31 protein-coding genes and 1 pseudogene are annotated in these 19,105 nt (G+C 40.6%); 30 read left to right on the forward strand and 2 right to left on the reverse strand.

Translation table 11 applies throughout. The features are described 5' to 3' along the window. The 24 genes from rplB (at nucleotide 1) to rplQ (ending at nucleotide 11,869) form a co-directional block, all read left to right on the forward strand. Entirely contained in the window at nucleotides 1–834 is an 834-nt protein-coding gene (rplB, locus tag A6B45_RS00915) for a 50S ribosomal protein L2 (RefSeq protein ID WP_072612947.1), read from the forward strand. A gap of 17 nt (nucleotides 835–851) precedes the next feature. Then, complete coding sequence (gene rpsS / locus A6B45_RS00920) at nucleotides 852–1,130, forward strand: 30S ribosomal protein S19 (protein WP_002816034.1); 279 nt, start codon at nucleotides 852–854, stop codon at nucleotides 1,128–1,130. Nucleotides 1,131–1,144: 14 nt separating this feature from the next. After that, nucleotides 1,145–1,501 (forward strand): 50S ribosomal protein L22, encoded by a 357-nt coding sequence (gene rplV, locus A6B45_RS00925; protein WP_002816032.1) that lies wholly within the window; start codon nucleotides 1,145–1,147, stop codon nucleotides 1,499–1,501. Continuing rightward, a complete protein-coding gene (rpsC, locus tag A6B45_RS00930) occupies nucleotides 1,501–2,172 on the forward strand; it encodes a 30S ribosomal protein S3 (protein WP_002816031.1) in 672 nt (223 codons plus the stop codon). The genes rplV and rpsC overlap by 1 nt, the downstream gene beginning before the upstream one ends. A gap of 14 nt (nucleotides 2,173–2,186) precedes the next feature. Continuing rightward, complete coding sequence (gene rplP, locus A6B45_RS00935) at nucleotides 2,187–2,600, forward strand: 50S ribosomal protein L16 (protein ID WP_002816029.1); 414 nt, start codon at nucleotides 2,187–2,189, stop codon at nucleotides 2,598–2,600. Then, on the forward strand, nucleotides 2,600–2,806 hold the full coding sequence (gene rpmC, locus A6B45_RS00940; protein WP_002816028.1) for a 50S ribosomal protein L29: 207 nt from the start codon (nucleotides 2,600–2,602) through the stop codon (nucleotides 2,804–2,806). Before rplP ends, rpmC begins: the two co-directional genes overlap by 1 nt. A 22-nt stretch (nucleotides 2,807–2,828) precedes the next feature. Beyond that, nucleotides 2,829–3,095 carry a 30S ribosomal protein S17 gene (gene rpsQ, locus A6B45_RS00945; protein WP_002816027.1) on the forward strand — a complete coding sequence of 89 codons (267 nt, stop codon included), beginning with the start codon at nucleotides 2,829–2,831 and terminating at the stop codon, nucleotides 3,093–3,095. A gap of 48 nt (nucleotides 3,096–3,143) precedes the next feature. Then, the gene (rplN, locus tag A6B45_RS00950) at nucleotides 3,144–3,512 is read left to right on the forward strand and encodes a 50S ribosomal protein L14 (protein ID WP_002816026.1); all 369 of its coding nucleotides are present in this window, start codon (nucleotides 3,144–3,146) and stop codon (nucleotides 3,510–3,512) included. A 23-nt stretch (nucleotides 3,513–3,535) separates the two neighbouring features. Next, nucleotides 3,536–3,844 (forward strand): 50S ribosomal protein L24, encoded by a 309-nt coding sequence (gene rplX / locus A6B45_RS00955; protein ID WP_002816025.1) that lies wholly within the window; start codon nucleotides 3,536–3,538, stop codon nucleotides 3,842–3,844. A gap of 23 nt (nucleotides 3,845–3,867) precedes the next feature. After that, nucleotides 3,868–4,410, forward strand: a complete 543-nt coding sequence (gene rplE / locus A6B45_RS00960; protein ID WP_002816024.1) for a 50S ribosomal protein L5 — start codon at nucleotides 3,868–3,870, stop codon at nucleotides 4,408–4,410. A gap of 133 nt (nucleotides 4,411–4,543) precedes the next feature. Next, a complete protein-coding gene (rpsH, locus tag A6B45_RS00965; RefSeq protein WP_002816023.1) occupies nucleotides 4,544–4,942 on the forward strand; it encodes a 30S ribosomal protein S8 in 399 nt (132 codons plus the stop codon). Between the two features lie 24 nt (nucleotides 4,943–4,966). Next, entirely contained in the window at nucleotides 4,967–5,503 is a 537-nt protein-coding gene (gene rplF / locus A6B45_RS00970) for a 50S ribosomal protein L6 (protein ID WP_072612948.1), read from the forward strand. Between the two features lie 80 nt (nucleotides 5,504–5,583). After that, nucleotides 5,584–5,937, forward strand: a complete 354-nt coding sequence (rplR, locus tag A6B45_RS00975; RefSeq protein WP_072612949.1) for a 50S ribosomal protein L18 — start codon at nucleotides 5,584–5,586, stop codon at nucleotides 5,935–5,937. A gap of 18 nt (nucleotides 5,938–5,955) precedes the next feature. Then, nucleotides 5,956–6,462 (forward strand): 30S ribosomal protein S5, encoded by a 507-nt coding sequence (gene rpsE, locus A6B45_RS00980; RefSeq protein WP_072612950.1) that lies wholly within the window; start codon nucleotides 5,956–5,958, stop codon nucleotides 6,460–6,462. An 11-nt stretch (nucleotides 6,463–6,473) separates the two neighbouring features. Further along, the gene (gene rpmD / locus A6B45_RS00985; RefSeq protein WP_072612951.1) at nucleotides 6,474–6,656 is read left to right on the forward strand and encodes a 50S ribosomal protein L30; all 183 of its coding nucleotides are present in this window, start codon (nucleotides 6,474–6,476) and stop codon (nucleotides 6,654–6,656) included. Between the two features lie 30 nt (nucleotides 6,657–6,686). Beyond that, nucleotides 6,687–7,121, forward strand: a complete 435-nt coding sequence (gene rplO / locus A6B45_RS00990) for a 50S ribosomal protein L15 (protein WP_072612952.1) — start codon at nucleotides 6,687–6,689, stop codon at nucleotides 7,119–7,121. Further along, nucleotides 7,121–8,455: a preprotein translocase subunit SecY gene (gene secY, locus A6B45_RS00995; RefSeq protein ID WP_072612953.1), complete on the forward strand. Its 1,335-nt coding sequence runs from the start codon at nucleotides 7,121–7,123 to the stop codon at nucleotides 8,453–8,455. Before rplO ends, secY begins: the two co-directional genes overlap by 1 nt. Beyond that, nucleotides 8,448–9,011 carry an adenylate kinase gene (locus tag A6B45_RS01000; RefSeq protein WP_072612954.1) on the forward strand — a complete coding sequence of 188 codons (564 nt, stop codon included), beginning with the start codon at nucleotides 8,448–8,450 and terminating at the stop codon, nucleotides 9,009–9,011. The genes secY and A6B45_RS01000 overlap by 8 nt, the downstream gene beginning before the upstream one ends. Before the next feature lie 106 nt (nucleotides 9,012–9,117). Next, nucleotides 9,118–9,333, forward strand: coding sequence for a translation initiation factor IF-1 (infA, locus tag A6B45_RS01005; RefSeq protein ID WP_002816015.1), 216 nt, complete (start codon nucleotides 9,118–9,120; stop codon nucleotides 9,331–9,333). Nucleotides 9,334–9,377: 44 nt separating this feature from the next. Next, nucleotides 9,378–9,497 (forward strand): 50S ribosomal protein L36, encoded by a 120-nt coding sequence (gene rpmJ, locus A6B45_RS01010; protein WP_002816013.1) that lies wholly within the window; start codon nucleotides 9,378–9,380, stop codon nucleotides 9,495–9,497. A 76-nt stretch (nucleotides 9,498–9,573) separates the two neighbouring features. Continuing rightward, nucleotides 9,574–9,945 carry a 30S ribosomal protein S13 gene (gene rpsM / locus A6B45_RS01015; protein ID WP_002816010.1) on the forward strand — a complete coding sequence of 124 codons (372 nt, stop codon included), beginning with the start codon at nucleotides 9,574–9,576 and terminating at the stop codon, nucleotides 9,943–9,945. 125 nt (nucleotides 9,946–10,070) lie between these two features. Next, a complete protein-coding gene (gene rpsK, locus A6B45_RS01020; protein ID WP_011679137.1) occupies nucleotides 10,071–10,457 on the forward strand; it encodes a 30S ribosomal protein S11 in 387 nt (128 codons plus the stop codon). A gap of 47 nt (nucleotides 10,458–10,504) precedes the next feature. After that, nucleotides 10,505–11,449 (forward strand): DNA-directed RNA polymerase subunit alpha, encoded by a 945-nt coding sequence (locus tag A6B45_RS01025; RefSeq protein ID WP_011679138.1) that lies wholly within the window; start codon nucleotides 10,505–10,507, stop codon nucleotides 11,447–11,449. A 36-nt stretch (nucleotides 11,450–11,485) separates the two neighbouring features. Continuing rightward, nucleotides 11,486–11,869, forward strand: a complete 384-nt coding sequence (rplQ, locus tag A6B45_RS01030) for a 50S ribosomal protein L17 (protein WP_002816006.1) — start codon at nucleotides 11,486–11,488, stop codon at nucleotides 11,867–11,869. Nucleotides 11,870–11,910: 41 nt separating this feature from the next. Here rplQ and A6B45_RS01035 read toward each other — a convergent pair whose 3' ends face one another. Together A6B45_RS01035 and A6B45_RS01040 are read right to left on the reverse strand one after the other, a co-directional pair. After that, nucleotides 11,911–12,909, reverse strand: a complete 999-nt coding sequence (locus A6B45_RS01035) for a polyprenyl synthetase family protein (protein WP_072612955.1) — start codon at nucleotides 12,907–12,909, stop codon at nucleotides 11,911–11,913. A 68-nt stretch (nucleotides 12,910–12,977) separates the two neighbouring features. After that, nucleotides 12,978–14,647 (reverse strand): annotated as a pseudogene (locus tag A6B45_RS01040) (FAD-dependent oxidoreductase). A gap of 174 nt (nucleotides 14,648–14,821) precedes the next feature. On the opposite strand from A6B45_RS01040, the gene A6B45_RS01045 reads away from it, so the two are divergent. The 6 genes from A6B45_RS01045 to rplM all read left to right on the forward strand — a co-directional run bounded on the left by A6B45_RS01045 (nucleotide 14,822) and on the right by rplM (nucleotide 19,097). Beyond that, a complete protein-coding gene (locus tag A6B45_RS01045; protein ID WP_072612956.1) occupies nucleotides 14,822–15,640 on the forward strand; it encodes an energy-coupling factor transporter ATPase in 819 nt (272 codons plus the stop codon). Beyond that, nucleotides 15,616–16,473 (forward strand): energy-coupling factor transporter ATPase, encoded by an 858-nt coding sequence (locus tag A6B45_RS01050; RefSeq protein WP_072612957.1) that lies wholly within the window; start codon nucleotides 15,616–15,618, stop codon nucleotides 16,471–16,473. Before A6B45_RS01045 ends, A6B45_RS01050 begins: the two co-directional genes overlap by 25 nt. Beyond that, on the forward strand, nucleotides 16,466–17,269 hold the full coding sequence (locus A6B45_RS01055) for an energy-coupling factor transporter transmembrane component T family protein (RefSeq protein WP_072612958.1): 804 nt from the start codon (nucleotides 16,466–16,468) through the stop codon (nucleotides 17,267–17,269). Before A6B45_RS01050 ends, A6B45_RS01055 begins: the two co-directional genes overlap by 8 nt. A 20-nt stretch (nucleotides 17,270–17,289) precedes the next feature. After that, nucleotides 17,290–18,057 carry a tRNA pseudouridine(38-40) synthase TruA gene (gene truA, locus A6B45_RS01060; RefSeq protein WP_072612959.1) on the forward strand — a complete coding sequence of 256 codons (768 nt, stop codon included), beginning with the start codon at nucleotides 17,290–17,292 and terminating at the stop codon, nucleotides 18,055–18,057. A gap of 48 nt (nucleotides 18,058–18,105) precedes the next feature. Next, the gene (locus A6B45_RS01065; RefSeq protein ID WP_072612960.1) at nucleotides 18,106–18,516 is read left to right on the forward strand and encodes a pyridoxamine 5'-phosphate oxidase family protein; all 411 of its coding nucleotides are present in this window, start codon (nucleotides 18,106–18,108) and stop codon (nucleotides 18,514–18,516) included. Nucleotides 18,517–18,653: 137 nt separating this feature from the next. Further along, entirely contained in the window at nucleotides 18,654–19,097 is a 444-nt protein-coding gene (gene rplM / locus A6B45_RS01070; RefSeq protein WP_002815997.1) for a 50S ribosomal protein L13, read from the forward strand. Nucleotides 19,098–19,105 lie beyond the last annotated feature (8 nt).

Here is a 19,105-nt window from a genome sequence, read left to right on the forward strand (position 1 = left end):
TTGGCTATCAAGAGTTATAAGCCAACTTCTGCCGGACGTCGTAACATGACGACTTCAGATTTCGCTGAAATCACGAAGACGACGCCTGAAAAGAGTTTGTTGGCCAAAAAGTCAAAGACTGGTGCACGTAATGCATCTGGTCGTATGACAGTTCGCCACCATGCTGGTGGACATAAGCAAGCCTACCGTATCGTAGACTTCAAGCGTACTAAAGATGACAAGACAGCTACTGTAAAAGCTATCGAATATGATCCAAATCGTACTGCTAACATTGCTTTGTTAGTATACGAAGATGGTATCAAGTCATATATCTTGGCGCCAAAAGGATTGAAGGTTGGCGACAAAGTTCAATCTGGTCCTGATGCCGACATTAAGCCCGGCAATGCCTTGCCATTGACTGCTATTCCTGAAGGTACTTTGATTCACAATATCGAATTGAAGCCTGGTAAGGGTGGACAATTGGCTCGTTCAGCTGGTGCATCAGCACAAATTTTGGGACGTGATGGTAAATATATCATCGTTCGTTTGACTTCAGGTGAAGTTCGCTTGGTATTAGCTACAAACCGTGCAACAATCGGTGAAGTTGGTAATGCTGAACATTCATTGATTAACTGGGGTAAAGCTGGTCGTAATCGTTGGCGTGGAAAGCGTCCACATGTTCGTGGATCAGTTATGAACCCTAACGACCATCCACATGGTGGTGGTGAAGGTAAAGCACCAGTTGGTCGTCCAAGTCCTATGTCACCATGGGGTAAGAAGACTGCCGGTAAGAAGACTCGCGATAAGAAGAAGGCTTCAACAAAGTTTATCGTTCGCGGTCGTAAGAGTAAGTAAGGGAAAGGAGACAACTAATGGCTCGTAGTTTAAAAAAGGGACCATTTGCGGACCCACACTTGCTTAAGAAGATTGAAGCGCAAGTTGATTCTGAAAAGAAATCAGTGATCAAGACTTGGTCACGTCGTTCAACAATCTTCCCAAGCTTCATCGGCTTTACAATTGCCGTTTATGATGGTCGCAAGCACGTTCCAGTTTATGTGCAAGAAGATATGGTCGGACACAAGTTAGGTGAATTCGTACCAACTCGTACGTTCAAGGGACACAAGAACGACGATAAAAAGACTGGTAAATAAGGAGGAAGTGAAAAATGGCTGAACAAGTTACATCAGCTCGTGCGACTGCTAAGATCGTTCGCGTTGCCCCACGTAAGGCACGCTTAGTTCTTGACACTATTCGCCGTAAGAGCGTTAACGAAGCATACGCAATTTTGAAGTTCCTACCTAATACTTCTACCGAAGATATTTACAAGGTTTTGAACTCAGCAGTTGCTAATGCTGAAAATAACTTCTCATTAGACCGAGAAGATCTTATTGTGAAGGAAGCCTTTGCTAACGAAGGACCAACGCTTAAGCGTTTCCGCCCTCGTGCTAAAGGTTCTGCTTCACCTATTAACAAGCGTACAAGCCACCTAACAATTGTGGTTGCTGAGAAGGAGGCAAAGTAATGGGTCAAAAGATTAACCCTACTGGATTCCGTGTCGGCGTTATTCGCGACTGGGATGCAAAGTGGTTTGCTGACAAGGCTGACTATGCTAACCAACTTCACGAAGACTTACGTATTCGTAAGTATATCGAGAAAAACTTAGCAGATGCCTCAGTTGATCGCATTGAAATTGAACGTACAACCAAGTCACGTGTTGACGTTTCTATCCAAACTGCCAAGCCAGGAATGGTTATTGGTAAGGGTGGTTCAGAAGTTGAAAAGCTTCGTACACAATTGGCAAAATTGACAGATACAGATGAAAAAGGTCGTTCAAAGCGTGTCTTTATTAACATCGTAGAAATCAAAAAGCCAGATTTGAGTGCACATTTGGTTGGACAACAGATCGCTGGTGATTTGGAACGCCGTGTGGCTTTCCGTCGCGCTATGCGTGGTGCTATCCAACGTGCCACTCGTTCAGGTGCTAAGGGTATCAAGGTTATGGTTTCAGGTCGTTTGAATGGTGCTGATATTGCACGTATTGAACAATACACTGAAGGTACAGTGCCTTTGCATACTTTACGTGCCGATATCGATTACTCATGGGATGAAGCAATGACTGCTTATGGAAACTTGGGTATCAAGACTTGGATTTATCGTGGTGATGTATTGCCACAAAAAAAGAACAGTAAGTAAGGAGGGAAGCAAACATGTTAGTACCAAAGCGTGTTAAGTTCCGTCGTGTACACCGTGGTCACATGCGTGGCGAAGCAAAAGGTGGCAAGACGGTAACATTCGGTGATTTTGGCTTGCAAGCAACAACTTCAAGTTGGATTACTAACCGTCAAATTGAAGCTGCTCGTATTGCAATGACACGTTATATGAAGCGTGGTGGTAAGGTTTGGATTAAAATCTTCCCTCACAAGTCATATACATCTAAAGGTGTCGGTGTTCGAATGGGTAACGGTAAAGGTGCACCCGAAGGTTGGGTTGAACCAGTTAAGCGTGGCAAGGTAATGTTTGAAGTTGCAGGTGTTCCTGAAGCAACTGCTCGTGAAGCATTACGTTTGGCACAACACAAGTTGCCTGTACGTACAAAGATTATTGCTCGGGAGGCTGAATAATGGCTAAAGCAAGTGAATTGAAAGAATTGTCACTTGCGGATTTGCAAAAGCGCGAAGCCGAATTCAAGGAAGAATTATTCAACCTACGTTTTCAATTGGCTACTGGTCAACTAGAAAACACGGCGCGTATCGCACAAGTTCGTAAGGACATTGCACGAGTTAAGACAGTTATTCGTGCACAAGAATTGGCAAACGCCAACAAATAAGACGAAAGGAAGAAGCTGAAAAATGAGTGAAGAACGTAATACTCGTAAGGTTTACCAAGGACGAGTTGTTTCAGATAAGATGAACAAGACAATTACTGTTGCTGTTGATACTTATTTGACACATGATGTTTACGGTAAGCGTGTCAAGTACACAAAGAAGTTCAAGGCCCACGATGAAAACAATGCTGCCAAACAAGGCGATATTGTTCAAATCATGGAAACACGTCCTTTGTCTGCAACTAAGCACTTCCGTTTGGTTAAGATCGTTGAAGAGGCTGTTATTCTTTAATGATCTACCCAAAACGTCGTAATTAATTGCTAACAAGGAGGAAGAACCATGATTCAACAAGAGAGTCGTTTAAAAGTGGCTGACAACTCTGGCGCACGTGAAATCTTGACGATTAAAGTGCTCGGTGGTTCAGGCCGTAAGTTTGCTGGTGTAGGTGACATGATTGTTGCTACAGTCAAGCAAGCTATCCCTGGTGGTAACGTAAAGAAGGGTGACGTCATTAAGGCTGTTATCGTTCGTACTGTTTCTGACGTTCGTCGTGCAGATGGCTCATACATCAATTTTGATGAAAACGCCGCTGTTATCGTGAAGGACGACAAGTCACCAGTAGGTACACGTATTTTTGGTCCTGTTGCACGTGAATTGCGTGACAACGACTATATGCGTATCGTTTCATTGGCACCAGAAGTGCTCTAATACTGACAAGGAGGAGCCAAATCATGTTTGTAAAAACAGGTGATAAGGTTCGCGTCATTGCCGGCAAAGATAAGGGAAAAGAAGGCACAATCACTAAGACTGTTGCTGGAAAAGATCGCGTCGTTGTCGAAGGCGTGAACATCGTTAAGAAGCATCAAAAGCCTTCTAACGAATATCCACAAGGTGGTGTTATCGATATCGAAGCACCAATCCATGTTTCTAACGTGCAATTGCTTGACCCTTCAACTAACGAACCAACACGTGTTGGGTTCAAGGTGGAAGACGGCAAGAAAGTTCGCGTATCTAAAAAGTCTGGTAATGTACTAGGCTAATATCGAAAGGTGAAATCATTTTCATGGCTAATGCTTTAAAAGAAAAATATGTTAATGAAGTTCAACCTGCTTTGATCGAAAAGTTTAACTTTAAGTCATCAATGCAAGCCCCAAAGATTGATAAGATCGTCTTGAATATGGGTGTTGGTGATGCAGTTTCAAACTCAAAGAACTTGGATGAAGCGGTTGAAGAATTGAAGTTGATTGCTGGTCAACAACCAGTTATCACAAAGGCAAAGAAGTCAATCGCTGGGTTCCGTTTGCGTGAAGGTATGTCAATCGGAACAAAGGTTACACTACGTGGAGAACGTATGTATGACTTTTTAGACAAGTTGATCAACATTTCATTACCTCGTGTTCGTGATTTCCGTGGTGTATCATCAAAGGCCTTTGATGGTCGTGGTAACTACACACTGGGCATTCGTGAACAATTAATTTTCCCTGAAATCGACTTTGACAAAGTTAACCGCGTACGTGGTTTGGACATTGTTATTGTTACAACAGCGCAAAACGACGAAGAAGGTCGTGAGTTGTTAACACAAATGGGAATGCCATTTGCTAAGTAATTGGTAAATAAAAATGTTGTTGCTCTAAATGAGTGACGCGTTTTTAACTGTTATTGACAGAAATAGTCTATAATGGTTAAGAGCGTGTCATTTTGCATGATTACGTTCAAAATAAAAAGGAGGATATCGATAGATGTCTATGACTGATCCAATTGCTGATTTTTTGACTCGCGTTCGTAATGCCAATTTGGCACGTCACGAAGTAGTTGAAGCTCCAGCATCAAAAATTAAGAAGAGCATCGCTGAAATCTTGAAAGCAGAAGGTTTTATCCGTGACTTTGAATACATCGATGACAACAAGCAAGGTGTCATCCGTGTATTTCTCAAGTATGGAGAAGACCGTAATCGTGTGATCACAGGAATTCAACGTATCTCTAAGCCTGGTTTGCGTAAGTATGCTAAGGCTGAGGAGTTACCAAAAGTTTTGAACGGTTTGGGAATTGCTATTATCTCAACTTCTGCAGGTGTTATTACTGACAAAGAAGCACGTTCTAAGCAAGTCGGTGGCGAAGTTATCGCTTACGTTTGGTAATATATCTAAGAAAGGAGACTTACCATGAGCCGTATTGGAAACAAAGCAATCACTTTACCAGCTGATGTAACTGTATCTCAAGAAGGTGCAGTTGTGACAGTTAAAGGACCAAAAGGTGAATTGTCACGTGAAATTGTTTCAGCTATCACAATGACTGTCGAAGGAAACGAAGTTTCTTTCAGTCGTGATAGCGATGACAGCAAGACTCGAGCATTGCATGGCACAACTCGTGCTAACGTTGCAAATATGGTCGAGGGTGTATCTGAAGGTTTCACTAAGACATTGAAACTTGTTGGTGTTGGATATCGTGCAGCAAAGTCAGGATCAAAATTGACTTTGAATGTTGGATATTCTCATCCTGTTAACTTTGAAGATCGTGAAGAATTGAGTGTTGAAGTACCAGATGCTTTAACAATCAAAGTTTCAGGAATTTCAAAGCAAAAGGTTGGCGATTTAGCAGCTGAAATTCGTGCCGTACGTTCACCAGAACCTTATAAAGGTAAAGGTATTCGTTACGAGGGCGAAGTTGTACGTCGCAAGGAAGGTAAGACAGGAAAGTAATTTATTATTTTTTGTTTGCCAACACTTTATTAATAATAAACTTAAAATGGCATTTGCCATAAGAAAAGGAAAGCACAGCTATGATTTCAAAACCAGATAAGAATAAGCTCCGCGTAAAGCGCCACAAGCGTGTTCGTGGGAAAATCTCTGGTACTGCTGCTCGCCCACGTTTGAACGTTTTCCGTTCTAATGCAAACATCTACGCTCAATTAATTGATGACGTAGCGGGTGTAACGCTAGCAAGTGCCTCAAGTCATGATGCCGAAGTAACGGGATCAAAGACAGAACAAGCAGTTAAGGTTGGTGCGTTGATCGCTTCACGTGGTAAGGCCGCAAATATCGAAGAAGTTATTTTCGATCGTGGTGGTTACGTTTATCATGGACGTGTTCAAGCACTAGCAGAATCAGCCCGTGAAAACGGCTTGAAGTTCTAAGGAAAGGAGGAATAAAAAATGGTTGAATTCGTTAATCCTAAGTCACTTGGTGAATTAGAAGAGAACGTTGTTGCTATTAACCGTGTCACAAAGGTTGTCAAAGGTGGTCGTCGCTTGCGTTTCGCAGCTTTGGTCGTTGTTGGTGATAAGCAAGGACACGTTGGTTTTGGTACTGGTAAAGCACAAGAAGTTCCTGAAGCTATCCGCAAGGCTATTGAAGATGCTAAGCGTAAGTTGATTACTGTGCCAACAGTTTCTACAACTATTCCTCATGATGTCCTTGGTAAATGGGGCGGCGGTAAGATTTTAGTTAAGCCCGCCGAAGAAGGATCTGGTGTTGCCGCTGGTGGTGCAGCACGTTCTGTTATGGAACTTGCTGGTATTGCAGATGTGACTGCTAAGTCACTTGGTTCAGCAACACCAATTAACGTTATTCGTGCTACTTTCGATGCTCTTACAAGCTTGAAAGATGCCGAAGAAGTTGCTAAGTTGCGTGGTGTTTCTTTAGAACACTTAGCTGAATAAGGAGCGATAAAATGGCTGATTTGAAAATCACTTTGATTAAGAGTGCGGTTCATCGCTTACCTAAGCAACGCGCGATCGTTAAGTCTCTTGGACTTGGACGCGTATCTAGTTCAGTGGTGAAGCCTAACAACGAAGCTACACGTGGTGCGATTTTCCATATCGCTCACTTAGTTAGCGTTGAAGAAGTTAAGTAATTACACAATTAAAATAGGAGGTACCGAAAGATGAATTTGAACGAATTACAACCAGCTGCCGGTTCACGTCATGTACGTAACCGTGTTGGTCGTGGTACATCATCTGGAAACGGTAAGACATCCGGACGTGGTCAAAAGGGTCAAAAGGCTCGTGGCAAAGTACGTTTGGGGTTTGAAGGTGGTCAAATGCCTTTGTACCGTCGTATTCCAAAGCGTGGATTTACTAACATTTCACGTAAGGAATTCGCAGTTGTTAACTTGAACAAGTTAAACAGCTTTGATGATGGTAAAGAAATTACACCAACACTTTTGATTGAAAACGGTATTGTTAAAAATCAAAAGTCTGGTATTAAGATTTTGGCTGTTGGTCAACTTGAAAAGAAGTTGACTGTTAAGGCACATAAGTTCTCTGCAGCAGCGGTTGCTGCAATCGAACAAGCCGGTGGGTCAACTGAGGTACTTTAATGCTTAGCACGTTATTTAATGCAGTACGTGAAAAGGACATTCGCAAAAAATTAGGGTGGACGTTTTTTATTCTGTTTATTTACAGAATTGGAACGCACATAACTGTGCCTGGTGTTAACCCTGCTGCTATGTCTGAGATGGCTAGTTCCGGATTAATGAACATTTTGAACATCTTTTCTGGTGGTGGCCTGACAAACTACTCGTTGTTCGCAATGGGTGTGTCACCATACGTGACAGCACAAATTATTGTACAACTTTTGCAATTAGATATCGTGCCTCGCTTTGTTGAATGGAGTAAGCAAGGTGAAGTTGGCCGCCGAAAGTTGAATAACGCTACGCGGTGGTTAACACTTGTTCTTGCGTTCGTTCAATCTGTTGGTATCACAGCTGGATTTAATTCATTGTCATCCTATGGATTAGTGAGTCAAACCAATAGCGTAATGTCATTTGTTGTAATCGGTTCTGTTATGACTATTGGAACATTTTTTGCAATGTGGCTTGGGGAAATGATTACTGAAAAAGGCTTAGGAAACGGCGTTTCAATGATTATTTTTGCGGGTATAATCGCCCAAGCACCAGAAGGTTTCTATGAAATCTTCAAAGAAAATATTCTGCAAGCAAGCAGTAGTGACATACTTAATGGTTGGATATTTGTTGTTGTATTAGTTATAGCGATGATTTTAGTGGTAGCATTTACGACGTGGTCTTATGAAGGAACTCGTCGACTACAAATGCAGTATACGCGATCTGCCACATCATATGGTAGTGAAGCGTATTTACCATTAAAAGTAAATGTTTCTGGCGTTATACCGGTCATATTTGCCTCATCATTTATTAGTACGCCACAAACGGTTATGTTAGCGTTTCAAGACAAATATTCATCAGCTCAGTGGTACCAAATTATGCAACAGATATTCAGTATGACAACTTTGCCTGGCGCAATTTTATATACTGCATTGATTGTTGTTTTCACATATTTTTATGCCTTTGTTCAAGTTAATCCTGATAAGTTATCAGAGAATCTACAAAAGCAAGGTGCATATATTGTTGGTGTTCGTCCCGGTGCAGAAACAAAAGCTTTCGTTTCAAAACTCTTGTTAAATTTGAGCTTTGTTGGATCAATTTTCTTGGGCGTTGTTGCGTTGGTTCCTTTGATTGCATCGGATGTCTGGGGACTCAATGAAAAGATTGGTCTGGGTGGTACAAGCCTGTTAATTTCAATAGGTGTCGCTTTGGATCTAATTCGCCAAATTGATGGTTTGATGCAGAAAAAAAATTACGTTGGATTTATTACAAAAGATCAGTTAGCAGCTCGGGAGGCAATCAATGGCTAAAAATTTGATTTTGTTGGGTTTGCCAGGTGCTGGTAAAGGCACACAAGCAGACTTTATTGTGAAGGATTATTCTATTGTTCATATTAGTACTGGAGATATTTTCCGTGCTAACTTGGCAGAAAATACCGAATTAGGACAAAAGGCGCGTCAATTCATGGATGCGGGCGACTTAGTTCCTGATGAAATCACAAATGCTATGGTTGCTGATCGTTTAAACCAACAAGACGTTGAAACTGGTTTTATGCTTGATGGATACCCTCGTAATGAAGCACAAGCAGTATTCCTAGATAAGTACTTATCAGATAACGGTAAATCTGTATCAGCAACATTATATTTTGAAGTTGCTGATACAGTGTTACGTGAGCGTCTTCTGGGACGTGGCCGAGCAGATGATACACCCGAAGTTATTGACAACCGTTTGGCAGTTAATAAGGCGGCTAACTTGCCTTTGGTAGATTACTATCAAAAAGCAGGTGTGTTGCACACAATCGATGGCGGTCGTGAACTTGCTGATGTGTATCATGATGTTAAGGAAGTTTTGGACAATTTAAATTAATTATTCAAAACGCCATTGTTGAGAGATATCAGTTTTTCTGGTATAATTTGATAGGTTAAGCACTTATCAACAATGTTGAACATTATAAGCACAGGAGGTTAAGTGCGTGGCCAACGATGTCATTGAAATCGAAGGTAAAGTGAAAGAAACTTTACCAAATGCGATGTTCCAAGTGGAACTCGAAAACGGAGCTGTGATCTTAGCGCATGTATCTGGTAAAATTCGAAAGAATTTTATCCGTATCTTGCCAGGTGATCGTGTTACCGTTGAAATGTCACCATACGACTTAACGAAGGGTCGTATTACTTATCGTTTCCGATAAGTAAAAGATATAATAATCAGTTAACCGAATAGGAGGAATAGATTATGAAAGTACGCCCATCAGTTAAAAAGATGTGTGATGCTTGCCGTGTTATCAAGCGCAATGGTCGAACAATGATCATTTGTTCTGCTAACCCCAAGCATAAGCAACGCGCTGGAAAGTAATTTCTGCGTGTTATAAATATTGATTGAATAAAGACATAACTGTCATTTTCAAAAATACTAAAGGAGGTAAATTGTTATGGCTCGTATAGCAGGTATAGATTTGCCACGTGACAAGCGAATTGTCATTGGCTTAACTTACATCTACGGAATCGGTAATACTACTGCACAAAAGGTCTTGGCTGAAGCTGGCGTTTCTGAAGACGTTCGCGTACGCGATTTGACGTCTGACCAAGAAGATGCCATTCGTGCAACAGTTGACAAGTTAAACTTGCAATTAGAAGGTGACCTACGTCGTAAGGTATCACTTGATATTAAATCATTGCAAGAAATTGCATCATACCGTGGCATTCGTCATCGTAAGGGCTTGCCCGTTCGTGGACAAAACACGAAGAACAACGCTCGCACACGTAAAGGCCCAGCTAAAGCAATTGCTGGAAAGAAAAAGTAATTCACTTCTTCTTGTTGTATCCTCATCGATGCGACACATGATTATCGCAACCAAAGTTGCGTAATGTTGGTTAATTTATTTTAACCCGAGAAATTATAAGAAAGTATTGAAAAGGAGGCAAATAAATGGCAGGTCGTACAACGCGTAAGCGTCGTGTGAAGAAGAATATTGAATCTGGTGTGGCTCACATCCATTCAACATTCAACAACACTATTGTAATGATTACTGATGCACAAGGTAACGCAGTTGCTTGGTCATCAGCTGGTGCACTTGGCTTCAAAGGAAGTCGTAAGTCAACACCATTCGCTGCTCAAATGGCGGCGGAAGCTGCAGCAAAAAGTGCCATGGAAATTAACATGCGTACAGTTGCAGTAACTGTTAAGGGTCCTGGTTCAGGTCGTGAATCAGCTATCCGTGCTTTGGCAGCAGCTGGCTTGGAAGTAACATCAATTAAGGATGTTACACCAGTTCCCCATAACGGATCACGCCCACCAAAGCGTCGTCGTGTTTAATTGAATTTCATTGCTCTTGCTGTGAAAGAAGGGGTAAGAATTTACAGATGATTGAATTTGAAAAGCCAAATATTCATAACATCGAAGAGGATGCCCGCTACGGCAAATTTGTTGTAGAGCCTCTTGAGCGTGGATATGGTACGACACTTGGTAACTCATTGCGTCGTATCTTATTGTCTTCGCTTCCTGGCGCAGCCGTTAATACGGTGCAAATTGACGGCGTGGTTCACGAGTTTTCAACCGTGGATGGCGTTGTTGAAGATGTCACACAAATTATCTTGAACCTCAAGAAGGTTGTGTTGGCGATTGACTCAGATGATGAACGCTCACTTGAAATTGATATTCAAGGGCCGGCAGATGTAACAGCTGCAGATTTGCAGGGTGGTGCTGATGTTGAAGTTTTGAATCCTGATTTGCATATCGCTACTGTGGCAGCAGGTAAGTCATTACATATGACAGTCACGGCGGTCAAAGGTCGTGGATATACATCAGCTGATGAAAATAAGAAGTTACGTGATGAAATGCCTATTGGTGTTTTAGCCGTTGATTCTATTTATACACCTATCGAACGTGTAAACTACCAAGTAGAAAATACACGTATCGGTGCGCGTGACGATTATGATAAGCTTACTTTTGATATTTGGACAAATGGTTCTATCAAACCAAGTGATGCTTTGAGTTTGGGTGCTAAGATCTTAGCTGAGCATCTTGGTTTGTTTATGGATATTTCTCCTGTAGCTGCTGAAGCTAGTGTTATGGTTGAAGCAGAGCCTGTTGCTGCTAGTGCATCAGATTCTGCCCCAATTGAAGATCTAGACTTATCTGTTCGCTCATATAATTGTCTCAAACGGGCCGGTATCAACACTATTGTAGAGTTGACGGATCGCACTGAAGCTGACATGATGAAAGTGCGTAACCTCGGTCGGAAATCACTTGACGAAATCCAAGAAAAGCTCACTGATATGAACTTAGGATTTCGCAAGGAAGATTAACACATGTCTTTAAATTAAAAAAAGGAGGATTCACCAATGGCATATCGTAAATTGGGTCGTACATCTTCACAACGTAAAGCTATGTTGCGTGATTTGACAACTGATCTTTTGATCAATGGTCGTATTACTACTACTGAAGCACGCGCTAAAGAAGTTCGTAAGACAACTGATAAAATGATTACATTAGGTAAGCGTGGCGACTTAAATGCTCGCCGTCAAGCAGCTACTTTTGTTCGTAACGAAGTTGCGGACGTTATAGAAGATGGCGACGATGTTAAAGTGCAATCAGCTTTGCAAAAGTTGTTTGATGATGTTGCACCTCGCTTTGCAGAACGTAATGGTGGTTATACACGAATTCTCAAGACAGTCCAACGTCGTGGCGATGCTGCGCAACTGGTTATCTTGGAGCTCGTTGATTAACAAAAAAACTTGAGAATTTATTTCTCAAGTTTTTTTTTTTGCTAATTTTTACGATTTAATAATAATGTGGCAAGGTGGCTTAATTTGTTGCGTAATGCATTATTTGGCAATTTATTCAGCAGAACATCAAGCTCCTGACTATATTCAGCTAACAGAGAATTTAGACGCGACATGGCATCACTTTCAAGAATAATATTGTGAATGCGTACGAGTTGATCATCAGTAATTTCATCTCTCAAAGCCAGTAGTTCCCTCAATTCTGCATTGATATCTGGATTTTCTAAGGCAAATAAGATAGGTGCTGTGTATATACCATTCCGAATGTCTTGACCAGCAGGTTTACCGAGTGAGAGTTGTTCAGTAATTGACTCAAAATCAAGATAGTCATCTAATAACTGAAAAGCAATGCCAAGATTCTCACCAAGTTTACCTACAACGTCAAGTAATTGAGAATTTACACCCTCTGAGCTTGTGGCTCCGAATAGGACACTGAGTTTAAATAAAGCAGCTGTCTTACCGGTGATTTGAGTGAGATAGTTATCAAAAGAAGTGTCAGTTAAATATCGGTTGTGTTTTTGTGTTAACTCACCGAACAAGATATTTCTTAAAGCTTCTAATGCCAGCTTATTTGCTTGAATATTGTCAGCATCATTTAATAGTGATAACATTCCAGTAAGCAAGTAATCACCAGCATAAACAGCTGTATCCTTACCAAAATGTGCTTGAATACTATCTTGTCCACGTCTCAGTTTGGATTCATCAATGATATCATCGTGTATTAGTGTCGCAAGGTGCAAAAGCTCAATACTTGCTCCTAACACGATAGCCTTCCGATTATATGGCGCATCAGTTAATTCAGAGAAAAGTAATGTCAGTGCAGGACGAACTAATTTTCCAGCACTAGCTTGTGAACGAATGGCATTATCGATTTCTGAAAAACCAATGCGCCAACTTTCAGACATTTCTATTAATACATTTTGAAGTGGGGGATTTAATTCTGGGAAAGTGTCCCAAATTTTTGGTAACGACGGCATTGCCATGGGAGTCTCTTTTCATTGATTATGTACAAAGTGCGAGAATCATTATTCTCGCACTTTATTATTATAACTTATTTTTCTAATTCATTATATGTTGATTTTGCTTTACCATACCAAAGACCACCAAAAATCTTTTGGAGTAGTGGTACGACATAAAAGTCTAAACCAAATCCACGGCCAGAACCGTTCATAATTGCCAAACTACTCAACATGATAAACCAGTGCGTGAGTTCAAACGAATGCGTTGCTCCGGAAACAATGGTAAGGAGGATTGATAATAAGCCTAAAGGCCACGTAAATAATCCAAGTAAGATGCCTGCGCCAGTAACAATTTCAATAAAGCTAGCAAGACCATTTTGCCAGAAGAAATTGTTTAAATCACCGGCATTTCCTAGTGCAACTAAGATCCAGAATATACCTAAAAACAAACGTAGTGGTGTTGACCATAGGACATTGCCGAGACGTGATATGCTTCCCTTGAAAGGATTACGGCCGTCTTCTGTACGGAAGAATTCATCCAACATATAATGGAAGATAGAGTAGGCTGAACGAATTTGAGAGTAGAAGAAGAGGTTGATACCATGCTTTGCAATGCTGGCAATAAATCCTGAAAAGTTAAGGCCCATCAAGCTAGCGACAGTGTAATGGGATCCAATCGAAACCGCGAAACCGTGATACTTTACAGCTTCAGAAAATGTTTTGGCTTTACCTAGTCCAAAGTCAGCAAGGATATTAGCAGAAGCTGCGCGAGCAGCACTTTCGGCACCTTCGACGGTTTGTGGGATTGGCCCTGTTTTTTCATCAACGTAAGAAAGTGTATCTCCAGCCACATAAATGTCCTTTTCTGGAGTGCCATCTTCTTAGTGGCGCGCATATAATCATCAGCCTCAATACGACCACCACGGCCGTATTTGAATCCCCAGTTTGATATGAATGATTTGGCTTTGACACCAGCAGTCCATATTAATGATTTTGTTGGTAATGTCGATCCGTCTTGGAAGAATACACCATTCTCATCGACCCCAGTGACTCTTGAGTTCAATCGTATATCAACACCATTGTCCTCCATATATTTGAAAGCCTTGTCAGCTAATTTACGGTCCTTTAACATGTTTAGGATAGAAGGAGAAGCCTCAAGCAGGACAAGCTTAATTTCGCTTTCATCTAATTTGTATGTTTGGGCCAATACTTTACGTTGCTCGATAAATTCGCCCATTAGTTCGGCACCCGTAAAACCAGATCCTACAACGGCAATAGTTAACATTTGTTCACGCTTGTCAGGATCAAGTTCAGCGGCTCCTTGACCAATAATGTTTTCAATATGATTTCGAATTTTCAGTGATTCTTCCATTGACCACAATTCAAATCCGTGTTCTTTAACGCCTGGCGTACCAAAATCGTTTGACTGCCCACCAACTGCTAAAACAAGTTTTTCGTATGGAATATCACCCTGTGTTGTTGAGATTGTCTTCTTATCTTTATTGATATTTGTTACTTCAGTCGTTAATAATTTAACATTCTTATCTTGGTAGAAAAGATGTTCTAAATCTTCTTGTACGTGTTTTGGTTTAACACGTTGAGAAGCAACTTCATGTAACTCTGTCATGTATGTAAAGTATGAATGTTTATCAACTAAGATGATATTATACTCTTTATGACTTCTTAGCTTTTTAGACAATGTTTTTGCTGCGAAGACGCCACCAAAACCGGCGCCGACAATGACGATATTTTTCTCGTTCATGGGATGCTTCCTTTGTGAAATTTATTGTTTATTAGCGTTTTACCTCTTCTAGTATAGACTAGTTTATGCTAATTTACTAGGTTTATGAGAGTAGTTCTTTGTGAAAATATGAAATTTGTATTGTGAAATGGTTCCGCCTATTTTTTAGAGGAAAATATGCTAAAATAAGTAGTAATGGTTAAAGCGATAAAGATAGACAATTTAAAGTATAGTTATGACGAACGCCCCTTATTCAACGATTTTAATTTAGAGATTGATGCTGGGCAATGGGTTGCTTTGGTGGGACACAATGGCTCTGGTAAATCAACTTTGGCAAAATTGATTTTGGGGCTTTTAGTGGCAGAACAAGGTGATATTGATGTTTTTGATGAACGTCTGACTGTCGAAACTGTGCACCATGTCCGATCAAAGATTGGCATGGTTTTTCAAAATCCAGATAACCAATTTGTTGGTGCAACTGTTGCTGACGATGTTGCTTTTGGTCTAGAGAATATCCAGGTTGAGAGCTCGGAAATGCCTCAAAAAATAGATAATGCACTGACTATTGTTGGCATGCAAGAATTTAAAAATCGTGAGCCACATACATTGTCAGGTGGACAAAAGCAACGCGTTGCCTTAGCAAGTGTGTTAGCATTACAACCTAAGATTATCATTTTAGATGAAGCGACTGCAATGTTAGATCCTGATGGCCGCGCTACGGTCATGGAGACATTACAGAAATTAAAAAAGCAGTTTGGTAAAGAGTTAACATTAGTGACTATTACGCACGATATGGATGAAGCAACACTTGCTAACCGAGTAGTGGTTATTAATGATGGGCAAAAAATCCTAGATGGTACACCAGCCGAAGTTTTTTCACAGCGGAAAACGCTACATGAAAATGGATTAGAACTACCTTTTGCTAATGAGTTAGCATTTCATTTAAACGAGAAACCTGATAAATATATGGACGAGAGAGAACTGATACAGTGGCTATCAACTTTGAACAAGTGAATTTTAGTTATGGTGCTGGTACAACTTTAGCGCAGCCAATTTTGCATGATATTAATGTAACGATACCAGATGGAAAAGTAACGGCAATTATTGGTCAGACTGGTTCGGGTAAGTCAACTTTCATACAACATTTAAATGGTTTATTGAAACCCACAACAGGACGAGTAGTTATTGATGATTTTGTTTTAACGAGTGACTTGAAGGAAAAAAACTTAACCTCTTTGCGGGCAAGAGTGGGTATGGTTTTTCAATTTCCAGAAAACCAGTTGTTTGCAAATACAGTCTTAGAAGACGTCATGTATGCCCCGATAAATTTTGGTTATGACAAAGCAGATGCTGAGTTTGCGGCAAAAACTGCCTTAAAACGGGTGAATGTCTCTGAGAAATTATGGGATAAATCACCTTTTGAACTTTCGGGTGGACAGATGCGCCGTGTTGCTATGGCAGGAACGTTGGCAAGTGATCCAGATATTATTGTTTTAGATGAGCCAGCAGCAGGCCTAGATCCAAAAGGCCAAAAAGAATTACTTGCGATTGTGAGAGGCCTGAAAGCAGCGGGTAAACTGGTAGTTTTCATTTCTCATCAAATGGATCATGTAATTGCTGTAGCTGATCATGTCATTGTGATGCATGATGGTGGTGTTGTAGCAGAAGGTAAACCAGTTGAAATATTCAATAAAGATCTGGCTTGGTTTAAAACGGTTGCTTTGGATTTGCCTAAGGCTGGACAGTTTGCGGAGCAGCTGCGTCAAAATGGACATGTATTGCGTCATCGTCCATTATTATTGACGGAATTAGCGACTATGTTAAATGAGGAAAAACGGCATGAATAATATTATGATTGGCCGTTTTGTGCCAGGAGATTCTTGGATTCACCGTTTAGATCCAAGAACTAAAATGATTGGAACCTTTATTTTTATTTTTGTGATGTTGTGGTCAACATCATGGTCGACCTATGCATGGTCAGCGGCTTTCGTTGTTTTAGCAATACGCTTAACAAAGCAGCCATTTAGACTTTATTGGGATGGATTAAAACCAATTTTTTGGCTAATTCTATTTACAGTAATCTTACAGCTTTTTTTTACGCCAGGAACACCAGTATTATTACATGCTGGGCCACTAAAAGTGACGGTTCCGGGCATTATTAATGCTATTTATGTTATGATTCGTTTTGTTTTAATCATTTTGATGTCAACAATTTTGACGTTAACAACGCCACCGACAAGTATTGCAAACGCGTTAGAATCCTTATTGAAGCCTTTGAAAAAGATCCACGTTCCAGTAGCCGAACTTTCATTGATGCTATCAATCGCGCTGCGTTTTGTACCACTACTAATGGATGAAACGCAAAAAATCATGAATGCACAAAAGTCACGTGGTATGAGCTTTTCAACAGGGGGACCAATTAAAAGAGCCAAAGCTATTGTGCCATTACTTATTCCACTTTTCGTGGGTGCATTACAACGAGCACTAGATTTAGCCAATGCGATGGAGGTTCGCGGTTTTCAAGACGCCACACAACGAACAAAGTATCGTGTACTATCATACGGCAGCAATGATCGCAGTGCGTTTATAGGATTAATTGGGTTTACGATTATATTTATTGGTATTAAATTTTTTATAAAATGAGGCAGTAAGAGGAGAAATTTATGCCGCGATATAAAGCAATTATAGCTTACGATGGTGCTGAATTCTTTGGGTTTCAATTGCAAACAAAAAACGGTGTTGAGTCTGTACGTACAGTTCAAGGAGAGCTTAATAAAGTCATCAATAAAATGGCAAAGAACCCATCACCGCAAATTAAAGTAGTAGGTGCATCGCGAACTGATACGGGAGTTCATGCTTTTGGTCAAGTAGTTCATTTTGATTTGCCATTCAATATTGATCCAGAAGGCGTGCGCAAGGGGATGAATACGTTGTTGCCATTTGATGTGGTTGTAAATCATGTAGAACATGTTTCTGATGACTTCCATGCACGATTTAATACACATTCTAAGCGGTACATTTATCGTGTATCTACGACTGATTACAAGGACCCTTTTAAACGCAAATATACAGGACATTTCCATTGGAAACTGGATTTGAGCAGAATTAAAGCTGCTTTACCTGACTTATTAGGTGAGCATGATTTTGCTAGCTTTGCTGCCTCAGGAAATGAAACGGCTACAACTATTCGTTTGATTACCCGGGCTGAGGTTGATGAGAAACCAGAAGAGCATGAGATAGTATTCACCTTTGAAGGGAATGCTTTCTTATATAATCAAATTCGTATTATGGTTGGTGTACTACTAGAAATTGGTACCGGAAAACGACCTGTACATGATATCGTTCGACTGATAGAAGTTAAGGATCGGGAACAAGCTAGGTATACTGCGCCAGCAAGTGGCCTATACTTGGACGAGATTGATTACAATTGAACAATATTTGTTATAATGAAACCAGTACTACTTTAAGGGGGAGTAATTATGACATTTTTTGAAGAATATATTCAAGCTTCGCGAGGGCTTGTTTTCGTGGCAACCACTAGAGATAATCAACCAAGTATTCGAATTATGGGGTTTGCGGTCAGTCCAGAACGTGAAAATCTATGGTACTTTAACGTTGATCCAACATCATATAAAGTTCATGATATCGATAATAATGACAAGGTAGCTATCATTACGCCATTTAATGAAAATGGCGCACGTATTGAATCAAATAATGCAACTATGAGACGTTCTGATAAAACATGGGCAGATATTAAACCATTATTTATTGACAACAAATCTTATATGCAGGGGCATCCAGATATCGAAAATGAGATTGTACTGGAACTCCACATTCATTCTGCTAGTCTTGCGTCCTATGGGTATAAAAAAGATGTTAATTTTGAGTAAAATAATTGACATGAGGCGCTTTTTTGGTTAAGATAGAAGACGGTATTGTTTACCTCACGATAAGCCCCGGAAACTTATTGTAAATGCTTGGCAAGGAACGGCTGAGTCAGTAAACAACTAATCAAAGGAGCGCAAACATGCGTACAACATTTTTAGCAAAACCAGGTGAAATCGAAAAGAAGTGGTATATTATTGATGCAAAAGACGTCGTTTTGGGACGTTTGTCAACAGTAGTAGCTTCAATTTTGCGTGGTAAGAACAAGCCAACGTTCACACCAAACGTTGACATGGGTGACAATGTCATCATCATCAATGCAAGCGAAGTTAAGTTGACTGGTAAGAAGGCCACTGATAAGGTTTATTACCACCACTCAAACCACCCAGGTGGTTTGAAGGCTCGCACAGCTGGAAACTATCGTGAATTCAACCCTGAAAAGTTGCTTGAATTATCAATCCACGGTATGTTGCCAAAGAACACTTTGGGACGTAAGCAAGGCTTGAACTTGCACGTGTATGCAGGATCAGAACACGATCACGCCGCACAAAAGCCCGAAGCACTTGACATCAACAAGTTAGTTTAAGAAAGGAG

The sequence above is a fragment of the Leuconostoc suionicum genome, from assembly GCF_001891125.1.
Classification (GTDB): Bacteria; Bacillota; Bacilli; order Lactobacillales; family Lactobacillaceae; genus Leuconostoc; species Leuconostoc suionicum.